20 protein-coding genes are annotated in these 17094 nt (G+C 68.3%); 6 read left to right on the top strand and 14 right to left on the bottom strand.

What is annotated here, in order from left to right:
- Nucleotides 1-3 precede the first annotated feature (3 nt).
- The 4 genes from mobA to QTH87_RS13795 are packed head-to-tail and all read right to left on the bottom strand — an operon-like array spanning nt 4 to nt 3828.
- Nucleotides 4-657: a molybdenum cofactor guanylyltransferase MobA gene (gene mobA, locus QTH87_RS13810; protein ID WP_286609755.1), complete on the bottom strand. Its 654-nt coding sequence runs from the start codon at nt 655-657 to the stop codon at nt 4-6.
- On the bottom strand, nt 654-1769 hold the full coding sequence (gene moaA / locus QTH87_RS13805) for a GTP 3',8-cyclase MoaA (protein ID WP_286609753.1): 1116 nt from the start codon (nt 1767-1769) through the stop codon (nt 654-656). The genes mobA and moaA overlap by 4 nt, the downstream gene beginning before the upstream one ends.
- Before the next feature lie 43 nt (nt 1770-1812).
- On the bottom strand, nt 1813-3246 hold the full coding sequence (locus QTH87_RS13800; protein ID WP_286609751.1) for an aldehyde dehydrogenase family protein: 1434 nt from the start codon (nt 3244-3246) through the stop codon (nt 1813-1815).
- Nucleotides 3247-3270: 24 nt separating this feature from the next.
- The gene (locus QTH87_RS13795; RefSeq protein WP_286610398.1) at nt 3271-3828 is read right to left on the bottom strand and encodes a peroxiredoxin; all 558 of its coding nucleotides are present in this window, start codon (nt 3826-3828) and stop codon (nt 3271-3273) included.
- Between the two features lie 92 nt (nt 3829-3920).
- On the opposite strand from QTH87_RS13795, the gene QTH87_RS13790 reads away from it, so the two are divergent.
- The 4 genes from QTH87_RS13790 (at nt 3921) to QTH87_RS13775 (ending at nt 6948) form a co-directional block, all read left to right on the top strand.
- On the top strand, nt 3921-5498 hold the full coding sequence (locus QTH87_RS13790; protein WP_286609750.1) for a phospholipase D family protein: 1578 nt from the start codon (nt 3921-3923) through the stop codon (nt 5496-5498).
- 70 nt (nt 5499-5568) lie between these two features.
- On the top strand, nt 5569-5916 hold the full coding sequence (locus tag QTH87_RS13785; RefSeq protein WP_286609749.1) for a hypothetical protein: 348 nt from the start codon (nt 5569-5571) through the stop codon (nt 5914-5916).
- Nucleotides 5909-6154: a hypothetical protein gene (locus QTH87_RS13780; RefSeq protein WP_286609748.1), complete on the top strand. Its 246-nt coding sequence runs from the start codon at nt 5909-5911 to the stop codon at nt 6152-6154. The genes QTH87_RS13785 and QTH87_RS13780 overlap by 8 nt, the downstream gene beginning before the upstream one ends.
- Nucleotides 6155-6378: 224 nt before the next feature.
- The gene (locus tag QTH87_RS13775; RefSeq protein WP_286609747.1) at nt 6379-6948 is read left to right on the top strand and encodes a hypothetical protein; all 570 of its coding nucleotides are present in this window, start codon (nt 6379-6381) and stop codon (nt 6946-6948) included.
- A gap of 57 nt (nt 6949-7005) precedes the next feature.
- Here QTH87_RS13775 and QTH87_RS13770 read toward each other — a convergent pair whose 3' ends face one another.
- Both QTH87_RS13770 and QTH87_RS13765 read right to left on the bottom strand, forming a co-directional pair.
- The gene (locus tag QTH87_RS13770; RefSeq protein WP_286609746.1) at nt 7006-7380 is read right to left on the bottom strand and encodes a nuclear transport factor 2 family protein; all 375 of its coding nucleotides are present in this window, start codon (nt 7378-7380) and stop codon (nt 7006-7008) included.
- An 8-nt stretch (nt 7381-7388) separates the two neighbouring features.
- Nucleotides 7389-9905: a sodium-translocating pyrophosphatase gene (locus QTH87_RS13765; RefSeq protein WP_286609744.1), complete on the bottom strand. Its 2517-nt coding sequence runs from the start codon at nt 9903-9905 to the stop codon at nt 7389-7391.
- A gap of 255 nt (nt 9906-10160) precedes the next feature.
- Here QTH87_RS13765 and ppa point away from each other — a divergent pair, with 255 nt between their 5' ends.
- Nucleotides 10161-10688, top strand: coding sequence for an inorganic diphosphatase (gene ppa, locus QTH87_RS13760; RefSeq protein WP_286368039.1), 528 nt, complete (start codon nt 10161-10163; stop codon nt 10686-10688).
- A gap of 55 nt (nt 10689-10743) precedes the next feature.
- On the opposite strand, the gene QTH87_RS13755 is transcribed toward ppa, so the two are convergent.
- Nucleotides 10744-12033: a GNAT family N-acetyltransferase gene (locus QTH87_RS13755; protein ID WP_286609743.1), complete on the bottom strand. Its 1290-nt coding sequence runs from the start codon at nt 12031-12033 to the stop codon at nt 10744-10746.
- The gene (locus QTH87_RS13750; RefSeq protein ID WP_286609742.1) at nt 12030-12983 is read right to left on the bottom strand and encodes a DMT family transporter; all 954 of its coding nucleotides are present in this window, start codon (nt 12981-12983) and stop codon (nt 12030-12032) included. Before QTH87_RS13750 ends, QTH87_RS13755 begins: the two co-directional genes overlap by 4 nt.
- A gap of 109 nt (nt 12984-13092) precedes the next feature.
- Between QTH87_RS13750 and QTH87_RS13745 the strand changes: the two genes are divergently transcribed.
- Nucleotides 13093-13431 (top strand): P-II family nitrogen regulator, encoded by a 339-nt coding sequence (locus tag QTH87_RS13745; protein ID WP_286368035.1) that lies wholly within the window; start codon nt 13093-13095, stop codon nt 13429-13431.
- Nucleotides 13432-13556: 125 nt separating this feature from the next.
- Here QTH87_RS13745 and QTH87_RS13740 read toward each other — a convergent pair whose 3' ends face one another.
- The 6 genes from QTH87_RS13740 to QTH87_RS13715 all read right to left on the bottom strand — a co-directional run bounded on the left by QTH87_RS13740 (nt 13557) and on the right by QTH87_RS13715 (nt 16970).
- Nucleotides 13557-14150 (bottom strand): LOG family protein, encoded by a 594-nt coding sequence (locus QTH87_RS13740; RefSeq protein WP_286609740.1) that lies wholly within the window; start codon nt 14148-14150, stop codon nt 13557-13559.
- 7 nt (nt 14151-14157) lie between these two features.
- Nucleotides 14158-14568 (bottom strand): diacylglycerol kinase, encoded by a 411-nt coding sequence (locus QTH87_RS13735; RefSeq protein WP_286609738.1) that lies wholly within the window; start codon nt 14566-14568, stop codon nt 14158-14160.
- Nucleotides 14565-15026, bottom strand: a complete 462-nt coding sequence (locus QTH87_RS13730; RefSeq protein WP_286610396.1) for an RDD family protein — start codon at nt 15024-15026, stop codon at nt 14565-14567. The genes QTH87_RS13735 and QTH87_RS13730 overlap by 4 nt, the downstream gene beginning before the upstream one ends.
- 122 nt (nt 15027-15148) lie before the next feature.
- On the bottom strand, nt 15149-15955 hold the full coding sequence (locus QTH87_RS13725; protein WP_286609736.1) for a DUF3106 domain-containing protein: 807 nt from the start codon (nt 15953-15955) through the stop codon (nt 15149-15151).
- Between the two features lie 11 nt (nt 15956-15966).
- Nucleotides 15967-16407 (bottom strand): DUF3619 family protein, encoded by a 441-nt coding sequence (locus tag QTH87_RS13720; RefSeq protein WP_286609735.1) that lies wholly within the window; start codon nt 16405-16407, stop codon nt 15967-15969.
- Nucleotides 16404-16970 carry an RNA polymerase sigma factor gene (locus QTH87_RS13715; RefSeq protein ID WP_286609733.1) on the bottom strand — a complete coding sequence of 189 codons (567 nt, stop codon included), beginning with the start codon at nt 16968-16970 and terminating at the stop codon, nt 16404-16406. The genes QTH87_RS13720 and QTH87_RS13715 overlap by 4 nt, the downstream gene beginning before the upstream one ends.
- Nucleotides 16971-17094 lie beyond the last annotated feature (124 nt).

Here is a 17094-nt window from a genome sequence, read left to right as displayed (position 1 = left end):
GCTTCAACAAGGGGCCCGCGATTCGAGGGCGTGCAACTCGGCCAGCGTGTTGGCGTTGAGGAACGCGTCCGCGGCATCGCCGGGATGGTCGAAGGCGACGCGCACGTTGCGGTGCTGCGCAGTCCAGGCGCCGACCTTGCGACCGCCGGCCTGCATGAATCGAACGAGGCCCTCGCGCAGGCTTGCGATGCGAAGCAGGCAGAACACGGGTTGCGCGCGCAGGACGGACGCGACGCCGTCATCGGCCGGCTCGGAGGCACTCGCCATGGCGATCTCGGCGTCGCCGGAAGCGAGCGCGGCCGCCAGCCGGCTCGCGAGATCGGTCGGGAACAGCGGCGTGTCGCAGGGCACGGTCAGCAGGTAAGGCGTGCCGCAGCGCTCGAGTCCGGTCAGGAAGCCGGCCAGCGGGCCCGGATGGTCGGCCAGCCCGTCGGGCCAGACCGGCACGCCGAAGGCCTCGTAGGCTGCGAGATGGCGGTTCGCGTTCACTGCCACCGGGCCGACCTGGGGCGCCAGCCGCCGCAGCGCATGAAGCGCGAGCGGCGTGCCGTTAAAGGTCTGCAGGCCCTTGTCGATGCCGCCCATGCGTGTGCCGCGACCGCCGGCCAGCACGAGACCGGTGATCTCGCTGCGGTCGATGCGCGGCGAGGAGGTCATCCGCCGATGTAGCTCATCTCGACCCGGCGCGCGGCGCCGGCATCGGCTGCCTCGGGCGCGCGCAGGGCGCGCAGCTCGGAATAGCGGTCGCCGCGGGCCTGCCAGATGTGGCCGACCGCGGAGGCGATCGCGGCATCGTCGGCGTCGCCGCGCAGCAGCGGGCGCAGATCCTGGCCCTGGCTGGCGAACAGGCACAGGTAGAGCTTGCCCTCGGTCGACAGCCGGGCCCGGCTGCAGTCCTGGCAGAAGGCCTGGGTGACGCTGCTGATGACGCCGATCTCGCCACCGCCGTCGGCATAGGCCCAGCGCTGCGCGGTCTCGCCGGCGCTGGCAGCCTCGAGCGGCACCAACGGGAACTCGGCCTCGATGCGCTGCACCACCTCGGCCGAGGGCAGGACCTCGTCCATGCGCCACCCGTTGGTGGCGCCGACGTCCATGTACTCGATGAAGCGCAGCACCACGCCGGTGCCTCGGAAATGGCGTGCCATCGGCAGGATTTCCTGGTCGTTGGTGCCGCGCTTGACCACCATGTTGACCTTGATCGGGCCCAGCCCCGCAGCGCGCGCAGCCTCGATGCCAGCCAGCACCTGCGCCACCGGGAAGTCGACATCGTTCATGCGGCGGAACACGGTGTCGTCGAGGCCGTCGAGGCTCACGGTGACGCGGTTGAGGCCGGCCGACCTCAGAGCCGCGGCCTTGCGCGCGAGCAGAGATCCGTTGGTGGTCAGCGTGAGGTCGAGCGGCTGGCCGTCGGGCGTGCGCAGCGCGGCCAGCTGCTCGATCAGCACCTCGATGTTCTTGCGCAGCAGCGGTTCGCCGCCCGTGAGCCGGATCTTGCGCACGCCGTGGCTAGCGAAGATGCGCGCCAGGCGCGTGATTTCCTCGAAGCTCAGCAGCGCGGCGTGCGGCAGGTAGCGATAGTCCTTGTCGAAGACTTCCTTGGGCATGCAGTAGCTGCAGCGGAAGTTGCAGCGGTCGGTGACGCTGATGCGCAGGTCGGTCAGCGGCCGGGCCAGGCGATCGAGCAGCAGGCCGGTGGGCGCGATCGGATACGCCTCCACCGTGCGGCTCGGGCGGCCGATATCCGACAGGTGGACGATGTGCTGGCTCATGGGGGAGGCCAATTTAACTCATCCACGCGGGTTGCTTCGCCCGTCAGCCGTGTCTGACCGCCACGGTCTTGAGCGTGGTGAAGCCGTGCAGCGCCTCGAAGCCCTTCTCGCGCCCGTAGCCCGACGACTTGACGCCGCCGAAGGGCAGCTCGACGCCGCCGCCGGCGCCGTAGTTGTTGATGAACACCTGGCCGCTCCGCAGGCGCCTGGCCATGCGGAACTGGCGCGCACCGTCGTTCGTCCAGACGCCCGCGACCAGTCCGAACCGGGTCGCGTTGGCGAGCGCGACCGCTTCGTCCTCGTCGCGGAAGGACATCGCGGCCAGCACCGGGCCGAATACCTCTTCCTGGGCTAGACGATGGTCGACCGGCACGTCGCGCAGCAGCGTCGGCGCCTGGTAGAAGCCGGACTCGGGCGCCTCGTCGACCACCACGCCCTGCGCCACCATCGGGATGCCTGCCACCTGGGCGTCCGACAGGAAATCCCAGACGCGCTGCTGCTGGGTCTGGCGGATCAGCGGGCCGACATCGAGGTCCATCGCGGCCGGCCCGACCCGCAGGGCCTCGAAGGCATGGCCCAGGCGCTGCAGCAGCGGCTCGTAGATGTCCTGCTGCACCAGCAGCCGCGATCCGGCCGAGCAGGTCTGGCCGGCGTTCTGCACGATGGCATTGATCAGCACCGGAATGGCAGCGCCCAGGTCTGCATCGGCGAACACGATCTGCGGGCTCTTGCCGCCGAGTTCGAGCGTGACCGGGCAGTGGCGTTCGGCCGCCACCTGCTGGATCAGGGTCCCCACCGAGGGGCTGCCCGTGAAGCTGATGTGGTCGATGCCCGGATGGCGTGCCAGCGCGTCCCCGACCTCGTGCCCATAGCCGGTCACGATGTTGATCGCCCCGGGCGGAAAGCCGACCTCGGCCGCCAGCTTGGCAACCCGGATCAGCGACAGGCAGGCGTCCTCGGCCGGCTTCACGACGCAGACGTTGCCCGCGGCCAGCGCTCCGCCCACGCTGCGGCCGAAGATCTGCATCGGGTAGTTCCACGGAATGATGTGGCCCGTGACGCCGTGCGGCTCGCGCCAGGTGAAGACGCTGTAGCCGTCCTGGTAGGGAATCGTGTCGCCGTGCAGCTTGTCGCAGGCGCCGGCATAGAACTCGAAGTAGCGCACCAGCGCGAGCGCGTCGGCACGGGCCTGCTTGCTTGGCTTGCCGCAGTCGCGCTGCTCGATCAGTGCGAGTTCGTCGACGTTCTCGGCGATCTTCTGCGACAGCCGATAGAGCAGCCGGCCGCGCTCCGCCGCACTGACCTTCTGCCAGCCGATCTCGAAGCAGTGGCGTGCGGCCTGCACCGCGGCGTCGATGTCGCTCGCGTTGCTGCGCTGCAGTTCGTCGAAGGTCTGGCCGTCGGAAGGGTCGATCACGGGCAGCGTGCGACCGGAGGAAGAGACGACGTTCTCGTTGCCGATGTAGTTGAGTTGCATGGTCTGGATGCTAATGGTCCGCCCTCAGCGGGGTGGCGCCGGCCTGGGCAGCGCACGCACCGCGCCCAGCATGCGCTGGACGTGCTTGTCGGGGTTGAGGTTCTGGTAGTAGTAGGCGATGCGGCCGTCGGGTGCGATCACGTACGACAGCCGGTTGGCGAAATCGGGCCGCGTCTGCATCAGCGCATCGAAGCCCTCGATCACGGTCTTGGAGGCGTCCGAGGCCACCGGGAAGCGGCTCTGGCAGGACTTGACCGAGAACCTGGCGAGCGTGTCGATGTCGTCCGCCGAGACCCCGATCACGCTGGCGCCCAGTGCGGCGAATTCGTCGATCGCCTCGGCGAAGGCATGGGCCTCGATCGAGCAGTCGGCGGAATCGGCCGCGGGGAAGAAATAGACCACCACGGGGCCCTTGGCCAGCGCGTCGGCCAGCGAATAGCGGAAGGTCTTGCCGCCGAGCGCCGCCGTGGCGGTGAAACGCGGCGCGGGTTCGCCGACGTCGAGGGCGGCGAAGGCCGGGCCGGCAAGGGGGAGGGCCAGGCCACCGGCGACGAAGGCGGCCCGCACGGCGGCTGAGAGCATGATGTTGTAACCCCAGGTCAAGGCGTTCCGAATTCTAGGACTGCATGGGCCGCGCGTGCCGCGCCCCCAGGCATCGAACGGAGAACACCCTCGTGAAGATTCCCATCGCCCGATCGCTGCGACTGTGGCTCGCCGCGGCCGGCATTGCGCTGCTCGGAGCCTGCGGCTCGCTGCCGGTGGCGCAGCAACGCCCCGAGGCCCGTGCGGCGACACCCGATCCCGGCACGCCGCTCGCCGGGATCGTCGCCGCCTCGACCCCGCCCGGCGAGCATTCGGGCTTTCGGCTGATGCCGCTCGGCGTCTATTCGCTCGATGCCCGCATCCAGCTGGCCCGGCGGGCCCGGCAATCGCTGGTGGTGCAGTACTACCAGCTGGAGAACGACGCGACCGGGCGGCTGCTGATGCGCGCGGTGCGTGAAGCCGCCGCGCGCGGCGTCAAGGTTCGGGTGCTGGTCGACGACCTCTATACCGCCAACAGCCAGCAGCCGCTGCTGGCGCTCGCCCAGACGCCGAACGTCGAGGTGCGGCTGTTCAATCCCTTCTGCTGCGGGCGCGGCGGCTTCGTCTCGCGCTTCGCGGCGTCGCCGCAGGACATCGCGCGGCTCAACCATCGCATGCACAACAAGCTGTTCATCGCCGACGGCGTGGTCGCGGTGGTGGGCGGTCGCAACATCTCGGACGAGTATTTCGTGCTCAGCGAGGCACAGAACTTCATCGACATGGATGCGCTCGTGGTGGGCCGCGTCGTGGCCGAGCTCGAGACCATCTTCGATGCCTACTGGAACGCCGAGCAGGTGTGGCCGATCGCCGAGATCGTGCGCGGCCCCGGCGCCCGGTTGCCAGGCGACGGCGACTTCGATGCCTGGATCGGCATGAGCTCGCCGCCGCCCCGGCTGGCGCTGCCGCCCTCGGACGTGCTCGGTTACGGCCCTATCGGCGAGGAGCTCGATGGCGGTCGCATGGGGCTGCTGTGGGGGGAGGCCCACGCCATCGCCGACCCGCCGACCAAGCCCGCCACCATGAGCGCCGACGAGGCGCTGGCCACCAGCGTGACGATGAAGGTCTGGGGCCTGCTGCTCGACGCCCGGACCGAGGTCGACCTGACTTCTCCCTACCTGGTGCCCGGCGAGAAAGGCATGGCCGCCTTCGAGGACCTTCGGCGGCGCCAGGTCAAGCTCACGCTGCTGACGAATTCGCTGGCCGCCAATGACGAGCCGCTGGTCCACACCGGCTATGCGCGCTACCGCACGCGCCTGCTGGCCAGCGGCGCCGATCTCTACGAACTGAGTCCGGAGCGCACCACGGCCAACAAGCGCTTCGACATGTTCGGCAAGTCGCTGGGCCGCCTGCATGCCAAGACGGCCGCCATCGACCGCCAGCGCATCTTCATCGGCTCGATGAACCTCGATCCGCGCTCGGCGACCCAGAACACCGAGATGGGCGTGGTGGCCGACAGCCCGCAGCTGGCGCGCGAGATGCTGCGCGTGATCAACATCAGCAAGTTGCAGAATTCCTACCGGCTGCGGCTGGACAAGGCCACCGGCTCGATCGAATGGCTCACCAACGATGGGGAAAAGGAGATGATCCTGACCTCCGAGCCCGAATCGGGGTTCTTCAAGCGCTTCTACAACTCCCTCATCGCGCCGATCGTGCCGGAGGCGCTCTTGTAGCCTGTTGTAGGCTATGGGGATGGTCCTAACCTCTCCTTGCAAAAGCGCCGCACCGCCCCACATGCTGTGCATGAACGCTACCCACACCCCAGCCCACAAGGCCGATCTGGCCGTCACGCACGTCCTGGCCCAGCTCCTGGAGCGGCTGGAGCACAGCGCCGTGCCGGTCGGCCCGGAGCAGTACCGCTCGGTTGTCCTGCACCTGGTCGAGCAGTTCCGCGACGTCGAATACGACGCCGAACTCGGCCGCCTGCTCGACGCCTATCCGGCGGCATCGCAGCTCTACGAGAACCTCAACTACCAGCATGCGGGGCTGTCGCGCTCCGCCCTGGACACCGCCGTGGCCGCCGAGCTGGCCGCGCGCAAGGCGATCGAGGCCGCCATGGGTCACGCCAAGCCGGACGCAGCGCATGAGTAAGGGCGAGGTCAAGACCGCCGTCGTCGCCGACGGCCTGCGCTACAAGGCCAAGACGCCGGGTTCCCCGTTCAGGGCCTCGGCCTCGTTCAGCGGCGCCACCATGTCCTGCTTCATGTGCGGCAAGCACCGCGTGCGCTCCCAGATGCGCACCCGGCAGCTGCTCGGCAAGTCGCAGACGGTGTGCGCACCCAACTGCAAGGCGCTCGACGAGCTGGTGGAAGCGGGCGGATCGGCCTGAGGTCGGCCTCTATCAGGAATCGAAGTCGAATTGATTTCATCAATTTAATACTTCGTGCCACCTACCTTTTTTTCGCCGTTCCAACTACAGTCCAGAAACAATTGGTGTTGGTGCAATTAAATCAATACCAAAGTTCTAATTAACGTAGTTCAAATCAGCCCGATGAAGAGACCGAATACCGAGATGTCGGAGCGGTGTCGCGGGCATTCGAAAGGGTGGCTCCAGTGAGTCAGGTGCGTCACGTCATCATGCAGGTGGTCAAGCGCTCGGGCGGCGCGACCCACCATGTCGAGTTCTGCATCGACGACAACTTCGCCGAGCGCCTGCGCCAGTTGCGCTCGCTCGTGCCGCCGCTCAACGCGCTCAACAAGCAGCGCGACCTGGTCATCGACAAGGTGCGCGTGCGCCTGCCGACCGCCATCTGGCGCTGCGGCGGCGACGTCGACAGCTCGGTCGAGGGTTCCTGCATCGTGATTGCCGCCGAAGGCTTCTTCAACTGCGGCGCCAAGGATCGCAAGACCAAGGAAAAGCTGGTCACCTACACCTTCCCGATCGCGCGCCTGATCGAACTCCACATGGAGCGGCCCGCCGGCGAGACCTTCTATATCCGCGACGGGATCTTCACCAACGACGAACCGGCCGAATCGGCGGCCGGCCGCTGGGTGGCCTCGCTGCACGAACTCGAGGTGATGCGCGTGCCCGAGGCGCCCTCCGATTTCGACACCCTGCAGGGCGTGCCGTTGCGCACGGAGCAGGGCGCATTGACAGCGGCGCGCGGAATCAACCTGAACTGATTCCGCCGCATCTGCGCGCTGCCCGGCTTCCCGGGCGGGCCGCGGACCCGGGCGCGATCAGTCGGACACCGGCCTCATCTGCGCCGGATCGTAGAAGAACTCTTCCTGCGCGATGCGCTCGCCTTCCCAGCGCTGCCAGGCCAGCTCCTCCATGTGCATCCGGCGCCCGTCGGTGAAGCGGAAATCGAAGATCCAGCGGATCACGACATGGTCGCCGTTCGCCAGCACGGGCCGCACGCAGGTCGAAGCGGCCGAGGCGGTCCGCCCCAGCACGGCGCGCTCGTGCGCCACCAGCAAAGCGCGGCCGCGCCGCGGCTCGGCCTGGTTCTCGCGCATGGTGGCGTCCTCGGTGTAGAAATCCTCGATCGCCTGGTCGTGCCGCCCGCTCTCGACCGCGGCGATGAAGGCTTCGAGCGTCGCGGCCGAGGGCATGGCAGCCGCTACTGCAGCTTGACCTCGACCCGGCGTGCCTCGGCCGCCGGTCCCGAAGCCTCGGCCTGCGCCGGCTTCGCGAGTTCGACCTTGTCGTCGGGCACGCCCGCGGCCTTGAGCGCAGCGCCCACTGCGAGTGCGCGCTGCTTGGCCAGTTCGGCGTTCTTTTCCGGATCGCCGGTCGTGTCGTGGTAGCCGCTCACGAGCACACGGCCGCCGCTTTGCACGGACTTCACGATGTCGGCCAGCGCCTGGCTCGAGCCGGCCGGCACCTCGGCGCTGCTGCTCGCGAAGTAGAACTTCACGACGCCGCCTTCGGTCCTGATCGAGCCGGCCTCGACCGCGACCACGGGTGCGGCCGCCGGCGCCGCTGCAACTGCCGGTGCAACTGCCGCTGCCGCTGGCGCGCTGACCGCTGGCGGCGCCGCCGCAGGGGGTGCTGCCATCGTTGCCGCATCGCCACCGTGGAACTTGACCACCAGCGGCACGATCAGCAGCGCCACGATGTTGATGATCTTGATCAGCGGATTGACCGCCGGGCCGGCCGTGTCCTTGTAGGGATCGCCGACCGTGTCGCCCGTGACCGCCGCCTTGTGGGCCTCGGAGCCCTTGCCGCCGTGGTGGCCGTCCTCGATGTACTTCTTGGCGTTGTCCCAGGCGCCGCCGCCGGTGCACATAGAGATCGCGACGAACAGGCCCGTGACGATCGTGCCCATCAGCAGCCCGCCGAGCGCCTTCGGCCCGAGCAGCAGGCCGACCAGGATCGGCACCACCACCGGCAGCAGCGACGGGATCATCATTTCCTTGATCGCCGCACCGGTCAGCATGCTCACGGCGCGGCCGTATTCGGGCTTGGCCGTGCCTTCCATGATGCCGGGGATCTCGCGGAACTGGCGCCGCACTTCCTCGACCACCGAGCCGGCGGCGCGGCCCACGGCCTCCATCGCCATGGCACCGAACAGATAGGGGATCAGCCCGCCGATGAACAGGCCCACGATCACCATCGGATCGCTGAGGTTGAAGTCGATGTTGAGGCCGTAGCCTTCGAGCTTGTGCGTGTAGTCGGCGAACAGCACCAGCGCTGCGAGGCCGGCCGAGCCGATCGCATAGCCCTTGGTGACGGCCTTGGTGGTGTTGCCGACCGCATCGAGCGGGTCGGTGATGTCGCGCACGCTGGCCGGCAGTTCCGACATCTCGGCGATGCCGCCGGCGTTGTCGGTGATCGGGCCGTAGGCGTCGAGCGCGACCACGATGCCGGCCATGCTGAGCATGGCGGTGGCGGCCACCGCGATGCCGTAGAGGCCGGCCATCATGTAGGAGGCCAGGATCGCGATGCAGACGAAGATCACGGGCCAGGCGGTGGAGCGCATCGACACGCCGAGGCCCGCGATGATGTTCGTGCCATGGCCCGTGGTGGACGCCTGCGCGATGTGCTGCACCGGCTTGTACTGGGTGCCGGTGTAGTACTCCGTGATCCAGACCAGTGCCGCCGTGAGTGCCAGGCCGACGAAGCAGGCGCCGAACAGCTTGATCTGGCTGCCCGTGGGCGCGATCGCGTTGTCGGGAATGAGCCAGCTGGTGACGAACCAGAACGCGATCAGCGACAGGATGCCCGCCACCGCGAGACCCTTGTAGAGCGCCGGCATCACGTTGACCATGCCCGGCGACGCCTTGACGAAGAAGCAGCCGATGATCGACGCGATGATCGACACGCCGCCCAGCGCGAGCGGATACAGCACCGCGTTGACCGGCGCCGCGGTGACCATCAGGGCGCCGAGCACCATGGTCGCGATCAGCGTCACGGCATAGGTCTCGAACAGGTCGGCCGCCATGCCGGCGCAGTCGCCGACGTTGTCGCCCACGTTGTCCGCGATCACGGCCGGATTGCGCGGATCGTCCTCGGGAATGCCGGCCTCGACCTTGCCCACGAGGTCGGCGCCGACGTCCGCGCCCTTGGTGAAGATGCCGCCGCCCAGGCGGGCGAAGATCGAGATCAGCGAGGAGCCGAAGGCGAAGCCGATCAGCGGATTCAGCATCGCCGACAGACCCTTGCCGGCCGCCGCCGCGCCGCTCCCGACCAGGTACCAGTAGAAGGCCGACACGCCGAGCAGGCCGAGGCCGACCACCAGCATGCCGGTGATGGCACCGCCGCGGAAGGCGACATCCAGGGCCGGCCCGATGCCTTGCGTGGCGGCCTGCGCGGTGCGCACGTTGGCCCGCACGGAAACGTTCATGCCGATGAAGCCGCAGGCCCCCGACAGCACCGCGCCGATCACGAAGCCGACCGCGGTCGTGAAGTCGAGGAAGATGGCGATCAGGATCGCGAGCACCAGGCCGACGACGGCGATCGTGCGGTACTGCTTCGCGAGATAGGCCGCTGCGCCAGTCTGGATCGCGGCCGCGATCTCCTGCATTCGGGCGTTGCCCGGGTCTTTCGCGAGGATCCAGCTGCGCGCCCAGAAACCATAGCCGACGGCCACGAGGCCGCAGACGATGGCGAGGACGAGAGGGGTGTTGCCAGTCATGCCTTTGCTTCTCCAGTTCGTTCGTTGTAACTAATGGAGACGAAAGCCCGACCCTGTGCGCAACGCGTACGGGAAAGTGCTTCCGCCGCGTTGCTTCCTCGAAGCTCCGAGCCGCGAAGTGCTCGAAACCGATTGGCCAACGTGGGCAATTTACAGGCAAAAGCGACTTCGTGTGCGACCGTGCCGTGACATGGAAAGTAAACTTCGGGTTTGTCCGCATCCCGGTAACCACTTTCAACTACACCCAGACAAACCATGTCCCTCGGCAAAGTTTCCCCCGGCAAAGACGCTCCAGAAGCCTTCAACGTCGTCATCGAGATCCCGATGAACGCCGACCCGATCAAGTACGAGGTCGACAAGGAATCGGGCGCGATCTTCGTCGACCGCTTCATGACCACCGCGATGCATTACCCAACCAACTACGGCTACGTGCCGCAGACGCTGTCGGGCGACGGCGACCCGGTCGACGTGCTCGTGATCACGCCCTGGGCGCTGGTGCCCGGCGTGGTCGTGCCGTGCCGCCCGATCGGCATCCTCATGATGGAAGACGAGGCCGGTGTCGACGGCAAGGTGCTGGCCGTGCCGACGGACAAGGTGCTGCCGATCTACAGCCACTGGAAGAAGGTCGAGGACGTGAACCCGATGCGCCTGAAGGCCATCACGCACTTCTTCGAGCACTACAAGGACCTCGAGGCCGGCAAGTGGGTCAAGGTGCTGGGCTGGGAAGGCATCGACGCCGCCAAGAAGGAGATCATGGACGGCATCGCTAACTTCAAGAAGTAGGCGCCGCCGGCTCGATCGACACGCCTCGCGGCTGCTGCCGCGGGGCGTTCTGCTTTCATGGCGCGTCCGACGCGGCTTTCGGATCCGCTGCGCTGCTGTGGCGAAAGGGGCTGCGCTCACCCAGGTGGTCCATGTAGTTCCCGATGCCTTCGCCTTCGCGCTCCAGGAAGCGTTCGACCGCATCGGCAAACGCCGGATGCGCGAGCCAGTGGGCGCTCGTGGTGCGCACCGGCATCAGCGCGCGTGCCATCTTGTGCTCGCCCTGCGCGCCGCCCTCGAAGCGCCCGACGCCATGCGCGATGCACCACTCGAGCGGCTGGTAGTAGCAGGCCTCGAAGTGCAGGCAGTCGACGCGCTCGAGCGCGCCCCAGTAGCGGCCGTAGGCCACCGACGGCTGCGCATCGCCGGCGTCGCCGCCCGCGCCGGCCGACAGCGCGATGAGGCTGCTGGCGATCGGCCGGCCCTCGCGCTCGGCGACGAACAGCAGCCAGGCCTCGGGCATGGTGGCTGCCATGCGATGGAAAAAGTCCCGCTGCAGGTAGGGCGCGTTGCCGTGCTCGCGGTAGGTGCGTGCATAGCAGCGATAGAAGAAGTCCCAGTCGGCGGCTTCGATGTCGCTGCCGCGCGCCCAGCGGAAGGTCACGCCGGCATCGCGGACCTTGCGCCGCTCCTGGCGGATCTTCTTGCGCTTGTCGTGGGAGAGGCTCGCGAGGAAGCCTTCGAAATCTGCCCAACCCGAAGCGGCGCCGCGCGACTCGGGTGGGGATCGCGTCGCCTCGGTGGGCAGCGGGCCAGCGTCGGTGCCCGGGGCCGGAGCCGTGTTCGTCCAGTGGAACTGCACCGTATGGCGCACCATCAGGCCGGCATCCGTACAGGCGGCGATGTCCTCGTCGGCACCGAACAGCAGGTGCAGCGAAGAGAGCTGCTGCTCCTTGCACCAGGCGATCGCGGCCCGCACCATGAGAGCGCGGCTCTCTGCGTCGCGGGCCAGCACCCGCGCGCCGGGCACCGGCGTGAACGGCACCGCGGCCACGGCCTTCGGGTAGTACGCGAGGCCGTGCTGCTCGTAGGCATTGGCCCAGGCCCAGTCGAACACGTATTCGCCGTAGGAGTGGTCCTTGAGGTAGAGCGGACAGGCCGCGATCAGCGTCCTGCCGCGCCACAGCGTGAGGAACTGCGGCGTCCAGCCGCTCGCGGGCGATGCGCTGCCGCTGGCGTCGAGCGCGTCGAGGTAGGCGTGGCGCATGAAAGGCGAGGGCGCCGGCTGCAGCGCGAGCAGCCGGTCCCAGGCGCCGGCGTCGATCTCGGCGGGCGAACTGTGGATGCGCAGGGTCGGGGCGGTCAAGGTCGTGGAGTCGGCGATGACCGGGGTCCGAAGGACTCGGCGATGTAGATGCCGCCCAGCACCAGCGCGAGTGCTAGCGCGTGGTAGGCGGAGAGCGGCTCGCCGAGGATCAGCACCGCGAGCAGCGGCCCGAAGACCGGCACCAGGTTCAGGAATACGCCGGCCCGGGCCGGCCCGATCAGGGTCACGGCGTGGATGAAGGTGATCTGCGAGATGAAGCTCGGCAGCAGGCCGACGAACACGACCAGCGCCAGGCCTTTGGCGGTCGGCACGACGAAATGCCCGAGCGCGATTTCCGCCGCGACCAGTGGCAGCGAGACGATGCAGGCCACGGCAGCCGTGGCAGCGAAGAAGACCATGGCCGGCACTGCCGGACGCCGCCGCAGCCCCAGTGCATAGCCGGCGTAGAGAAGGCAGGCGACGACGATCCAGACGTCGCCCATGTTGAACTCCAGACCGGCGAGCCGCGAGACCTGTCCCTGCGACGCAACCACCGCGATGCCGCCGAGCGTGATCAGCACGCCCAGGATCTGCAGCGCCGACACGCGGGTCGAGAAGAGCAGCACGCTGCCGATCAGCACCAGCACCGGAATGGTGCCCTGGATGATCGCGATGTTGATCGCGGTCGTATGGTGCGCGGCTGCATAGAAGAGCGCATTGAAGCCCGTGAAGCCGAGTGCGCCCATGAGCGCGATCGAGCGCCAGGAGGGCAGCAGCGAGCGCCAGTGCTGGGCGATCTGCTGCCGGGCTGCGAAGTACAGCGCCGCGCAGCAGACGATCCAGCGCGCGAAGGTCAGCGTCATCGGCGAGATCTCGCCGACCGCGAGCCGCGCAGCGACCGCATTGGCGCCCCAGATCAGTGTCGTGAACACCAGCAGCAGGTAGGCCTGTGCCCGGGGCCCGGGAAAGACGGAGTCGAAAAGACCGGTGAGAGAAGAACCTTGGCGCATCGCTTGCCGAGGGTAACAGTCCGCGCGACAGCGCGTGGCGTGGGGCTTGCAAGCCACTCGTGTGCAAGGCCGATGACATAATCAATGCAACCGTCGGGAGAAAGACCTCATGAAGCAAATCACAGCCATCCTCAAACCCTTCAAGCTCGACGACGTGCGCGAGGCGCTGGCCGAGGTCGGCGTCACCGGCCTCACGGTGACGGAGGTCAAGGGCTTCGGCCGGCAGAAGGGTCACACCGAGCTCTACCGGGGTGCCGAATACGTCGTCGACTTCCTGCCCAAGATGCGCGTCGAGGTCGTGGTCAACGAGGCCGACGTCGAGCGCTGCGTCGATGCCATCGTGAGTGCCGCGCGCACCGGCAAGATCGGCGACGGCAAGATCTTCGTTACCAACGTGGAGCGCGTGGTGCGCATCCGCACCGGTGAGGAAGACGAAGCGGCTGTGTAGGTTCGCCCCCAGGTTGGCTCACTTCGTGTAGCCGCCCACCCCCTTCCGGGGGCGACACCTGCGGCCTGGCGGAGCCAGTTCCGCGGTGTCTCGCGAACATGGCCTGGCTGCGCCGGCCCTTTTCCCTATAGGACCTCGCCTAGCTTGTCTCCACCGGGGTGCTGCCGGGCCTCTTCTTCCAGGGCCTCGAGCAGCGGGATTGCATCGGTGCCGGTGCGTACCAGGCCCATCTGCCAATCACTCATGAAGCCTTCGGCGACGCTGTGGGCGAGGAATGCCAGCATGCCGTCGTAGTAGCCGCCGGCGTTGAGGATGCCGACCGGCTTGTCGTGATAGCCGAGCTGGCGCCAGGTCCAGATCTCGAACAGCTCCTCGAAGGTGCCGATGCCGCCCGGCAGGGCGAGGAAGGCGTCGGCACGCTCGCCCATCATGGCCTTGCGCTCGTGCATGGTGTCGACCACGTGCAGTTCGTCGCTCAGCCGGTTGGCCAGTTCGCGGTCGACCAGCGCCTTGGGAATGATGCCGACGACGCGGCCGCCGGCTTCACGCGTGGCCTCGGCCACCGTGCCCATCAGGCCGGTGCGGCCGCCGCCGTAGACCAGTTGGCCGCCGCGTTCGCCGATCCAGCGGCCGACCGTGCGGGCCAGCGCCGTGTGTTCGGGGCGCTCGCCCGGGCGCGAGCCGCAATAGACGCAAATCGAGAAATCGGGAGTTGTCATGTGTCGATCATGCCGCGAAGCGCTGCCACAGCGCTGTCAGCCAGATCCCGCTGCACAGCAGGATCGACAGCAGCACCGCGGCACTGCCGATGTCCTTGGCGGCCTTCGACAGCGCATGCCATTCGGGGCCGATGCGGTCGATCGCGGCCTCGACTGCGCTGTTGAGCAGTTCGACGACCAGCACCAGGACGACGGTCGCGATCAGCAGCGCCACCTCGACCCAGGCGCGGCCGACCCAGAACGCGGCCGGGATCATCACGATGGCGCACAGCACTTCCTGGCGGAAGGCGGCCTCGCGCCAGGCGGCGCGAAAGCCGTTGAGCGAGATCAGCGTCGCATGCCAGATGCGCACGATTCCGCGCCTCAAGGCCTGCGGATTGGCGGAATCGGCTTCGCGCACGGATCGGTCGCCGGTCACCGACGGCTCATCGGCGGCGAGGCGATCAGCCGCGTCCCGGCCAGGGCGTCGTGCCAGAACTGGCGTTCGGGATGAAAGCGCGCGAGCAGTGCCCAGACCGCGACCCAGCCGAGAACCAGCACCACGGCCTCGCCGCCGCCGAGGCGGAAGGGCGCGATCAGCGCCAGCGGCGGCAGGAACCAGAGCCAGCTCAAGAGGTAGCGCAGCAGGGCGCGGCCCTGGCCGACCGGCCGGCCGGCGCGATCGACCACGCGGATGCCCCAGGTCTTCATGGCCAGGGTCTGGCCGCGAGTCCAGAAGTAGACGAAGTAGACGCCGAAGACCACGAACAGGAAGGCCTGCAGCAGGTGGCGGCGCGAATCCATGGCGTCGCGCATCTGGCCCAGCGTGCTGAACAGCCAGCCGGCCACGAACACGACGGCGAACAGCAGCATGCCTTCGTACAGCCAGCAGGCCATGCGGCGCCAGAGGCCGGGCGTGCGCGGATCGGTGACGGCGGTGGTGGTGGATGCGGAGTCGTCGCTGGCGACGGCCGGTGGCGCCGCGGCGCGACGGGAGATGCGGGATGCCATTCGAAGCGTCAGGGGGCCGAAGCAGGCACCGGGGCGGCCGCGTCGTTGTGGCGCAGCGTGGACGAGGCTGTCGGGGCCTCACCCGCGGGCGTGCTCGGTGCCGGCGGGGGCACCTGGGCCTCGGCGGAGACCGGTGCCGACGCGGCAGGCGCTTGCGGTCGTGCGGCCACGACCGGCGGTGCGAGCAGGATGCGCGGCGTGTGTTGCGCGTCGGGGCCGGCGGTCGGGACCGGCGCCAGCTTCTGTGCCGGCACCGGGCGGATCGTGGCGGCCGCTCCGGGCGCGGCGACCGGGCCGGCACGCGCTGCGAGCTTGCCCTTCTCCTCGTCGCTGAGTGCCTGGTAGGCCTCCCACTTGGCCTTGCGCTCGTCGGCAGGCAGTTGCTTGGCGGCACCGAAGTTGAGGCGGGCCTGGTCGCGCTCGCGGTTGCTGAGGCGGGCCCAGGCCTTCATGCGGCTGTGCAGGACTTCCTGGTCCGAGGTCGACATTCCGTCGTAGTCGCGCACGATCACGAGCCACTTGCGCTTGTGCGGTTCGGTCAGGTCGTCCCAGGTCGAAGCCAGCGGCTCGAGGGCCTTCTGCTGCGGGGCTCCGAGGTCGCGCCAGGCCGGCTTGGCGATGGTGGTGGGCTTCGCCGCGACGTTGGCTGCGGCCTTGGGGGAAGCGCTCTGTTGCTGCGCCTGGGCCCCCGTGGCGGCCAGCAGCGCACCGGCCGTGGCCATCGCCAGCAGTCCGGCGAGCGCCATGAGCCCGCAGGGCGCGGGTTTCGACGCCGGCGGCCGGGATGGCGCGATGAAGGGGAGTTGGCTCGGCATGCGCAGGAGTATCAGCGTCCGGCGGAATCGTTGGTCTTCAAATACTGGGCGAAGCCGGGGTCTGTGTAGGCGGCCGGCGGCAGGTCGTCCGTCAGCAGCGCCGAATCGACTTCGGCGAGCTCGTTGGTGCGGCGGTCGTCCTGGATCGCGCTGATCGCCATCAATCCCGCCACCAGGGCCACCAGCGGCACGACGGCGCCGATGCGGGTCCACCACCAGCCCCCACCGCCGAGTGCAGCGGCGCCGCCGCTGGGCACGACCGCCGGGGCCGTGCGCAACTGGGGCACGGTCTTGCGCTGGGCGATCGCCTGCATGCGGGCGGCGCGCAGCCGTTCGCCGAACTCGTGCGGCAACTCGAGGCTGCCGGCCGTCAGGCGAGCGGCAACCCGGCGTCCGAACCGCTCCTCGAAAGCAGCGGCTGCGCCATCCGGGGCAGGTGTGGTCGTGTTCATAGCGAAATTCCCTTGGCTTTGAGCGCCTTGCTCAAGGCATGCACGGCGCGCGAACAGTGGGTCTTGACGCTCCCTTCGGAGCAACCCATGGCGGCGGCAGTCTCGGCGACGTCCATTTCTTCCCAGTAACGCATCAGGAAGGCCTCGCGTTGACGCCCGGGAAGGGCTGCGATCTCTTCCTCGATCTCGCGGAACACCTGGGCCCGGCGGGTCGTGTCCTCGGCGCTCTCGCTCTGGCGAGTGTCGGCGGGCACGTTGACGTGCTCGAGCAGGTCGAAATCGCCATCGTCGTCGATGGATTCGAAGTCGCTCAGGTTGGAGAACAGCGCGCGGCGGGTCTTTTGGCGCCGGAACCAGTCGAGCGTGCAGTTCGACAGGATGCGCTGGAACAGCATCGGCAGCTCGTTGGCCGGCTTGTCGCCGTAGTGCTCGGCGAGCTTCATCATGCTGTCTTGCACGATGTCGAGCGCCGCTTCCTCGTCCCGAACGTGGTAGACGGAGCGCTTGAAGGCCCGTCGTTCGACGCTTTTCAGGAAATCGGAAAGTTCTTTTTCAGTTGCCAAGCGAGTCCGGCGGAGTCCGGCGCAGGTGCTGCGCCACGTGGGGAAAGTGTCTCTGCGACATTCGATTTTTATCGCCGCGAATTATGCCTCCGAGCCGTGCGGGACTCGGTTGGGGCAGGAACGG

The organism is Variovorax jilinensis, from assembly GCF_030316885.1.
Lineage (GTDB): Bacteria > Pseudomonadota > Gammaproteobacteria > Burkholderiales > Burkholderiaceae_C > Variovorax > Variovorax jilinensis.
The sequence above is the reverse complement of the archived record's forward strand: the minus strand, read 5'-3'. Positions and strand labels throughout refer to the sequence as shown.